Consider the following 1,886-nt stretch of genomic DNA (forward strand, 5'->3'; position numbering starts at 1 on the left):
AAAGCTCTTCTAAACGATTTTCATAAGATGCACGAATACGATCGTTTTCAGCCTGAAGCTCTGTGATACGAGCATTGTATGTATCAAGCTGAGCCTGTAATTTCTCCTGGTATTCACGTTCAGCCTTTACGATAGCACGCTCTAATGCAAGCTCATGGCGTTCTTGTAGAAGGGCAGTTGCTTGTTCAGCCTTCGCTTTTTCCTCTGCTAATGCTTTTTCAAGTTCAGTGGCTTTCGCTTCATTCGCTTTTGCTTCATTTGTAGCAGTCGTTAATGCCTGTTCAAGTTGTTGCTTTTCAGTAGCAGCAGCTGTGAGTAGTGCCTCTTTTTCTTCGGCAAATGCCACCTTCAGTTGTTCATTTTCCTCTGCATAGCCTTGATACTTCGTTACCAGTCCTGTTAATGAATCATTTTTCTCCTTATACTCTGCGATAAGGAGTTGGCTGTTTTCAGTCGAAAGGCGACCTTCCTCTAGCTGTTTTGCTTGCTCTACTTGAACTGCCGTAAGTTCTTGTTTTTCCGCTTGAAGGGTCTGAACAGTTTGTTTTGTTTGATGTAATTTTTCTTGTAGCTCTAGCATTAGTTGTTCTTTCTTTTCAAGTTGCTCTGATACTTCACGTACAGCATGATCTTTAAAATAAATAGACTGTTGCACCATTCCCACTACTAATTCATAAATACGTGTCGTATGAAGTTCAAGCTCTGTTAAGTTACGTGAGTATTCAGGGGCGTTTGTTTGTAGTGCTTTGACCTCGTAATTAGCTAGAGCGTTTTGAAACCATTCTTTTGATGAAAGTCCACTTGTTTCAATTAAGAATTTTGCACGTTCGTAATCTTCATCGCTTACTTTAAAACCAAATGTTTTATCTGCCATTTGAATTCCTCCAAGTTAACTAAAAGTTATTGATATATTAAAGGTTAACTGGTTAACCTTATTAAATTAGTAATTCTCTAAATTATTCTATTTACCTCTTTATTTCTGAATTTTAGACATTTCTATGTTTCTAGTTTTTCTAGTAGTTCGTAAACAGTATAGTGAGGTGGCTCATTACTGTTAGAATAGCGTATTATACGATATTTTAAATTCTCGGTCTTATAGACAGAGGTGGTTTCATTTAAGTAATATTCCAAAATTAAAGGTTGACTCTCGGTAATTGTTTTTAATGAAGCAGAATCGATTAGTTCATTGTCATAGATTAATTTGTAATCTACAGAATTGCTACGATTGAATAATGGCAATAAGATTACAAGACAAATTATAAAATCAACAACTGAAAATATAAGTGCTTGTATTAAAAATTCAGTTGTCAGAATCGCAACTTCTTTTGTTTTTAAATGGCCTACTGCGAGGGCAGTTAAAATCGCGTATGTAAATAGTATGGTCAAATGTATTTTATATTGTTCATTTAGGTTAAATAATTTTGGCCGTGGTGTAAAAATCGCAATATGTTTTGTACACCATTTCCAAAGGGAAATAATTTTGCTCACTAAATAGATTGTGAATATTAGATAGATAACTGAATAAATAATAATAAATCCAGTGAATTTGTAGCCGAGAAAAGCAAAATAATAAGCTGAACCAATAAATAGCGGGATGATATAAAGAAATGTTCCGATTAACTGTTTAACATAAATGATAGAGCTTTTATTACGAGGGACTAATTTACGATCAAAGGACGTATAATTATTTACACTGAAAAGCGTAAATAAAGCAGGCACAATAATCCCTAAGACTGCTAAAATTGCAATCAGTTCATTTTCTAAAAAGGATAAAATATAAATCAAACCTTTCGATTTATTTCTCCCTATATTTTACAATGACGAAAGAGGATTGACTAATAAAATATGTGAAGTCTTTTCCTTCTCTCGACCTTAAAAAATAATGC

The 1,886-nt window shown here is 33.9% G+C and carries 2 protein-coding genes; both read right to left on the reverse strand.

Annotated features, from left to right (window positions below; all coding sequences use genetic code 11):
- Positions 1-874 (reverse strand): hypothetical protein (locus QI30_RS19640; protein WP_148113921.1); only part of this gene is annotated, 874 nt, incomplete at its 3' end.
- 122 nt (positions 875-996) lie between these two features.
- The gene (locus QI30_RS19645; RefSeq protein ID WP_126992138.1) at positions 997-1,719 is read right to left on the reverse strand and encodes a hypothetical protein; all 723 of its coding nucleotides are present in this window, start codon (positions 1,717-1,719) and stop codon (positions 997-999) included.
- Positions 1,720-1,886 lie beyond the last annotated feature (167 nt).

It is taken from the genome of Candidatus Kurthia intestinigallinarum (assembly GCF_003991225.1).
GTDB lineage: Bacteria > Bacillota > Bacilli > Bacillales_A > Planococcaceae > Kurthia > Kurthia populi.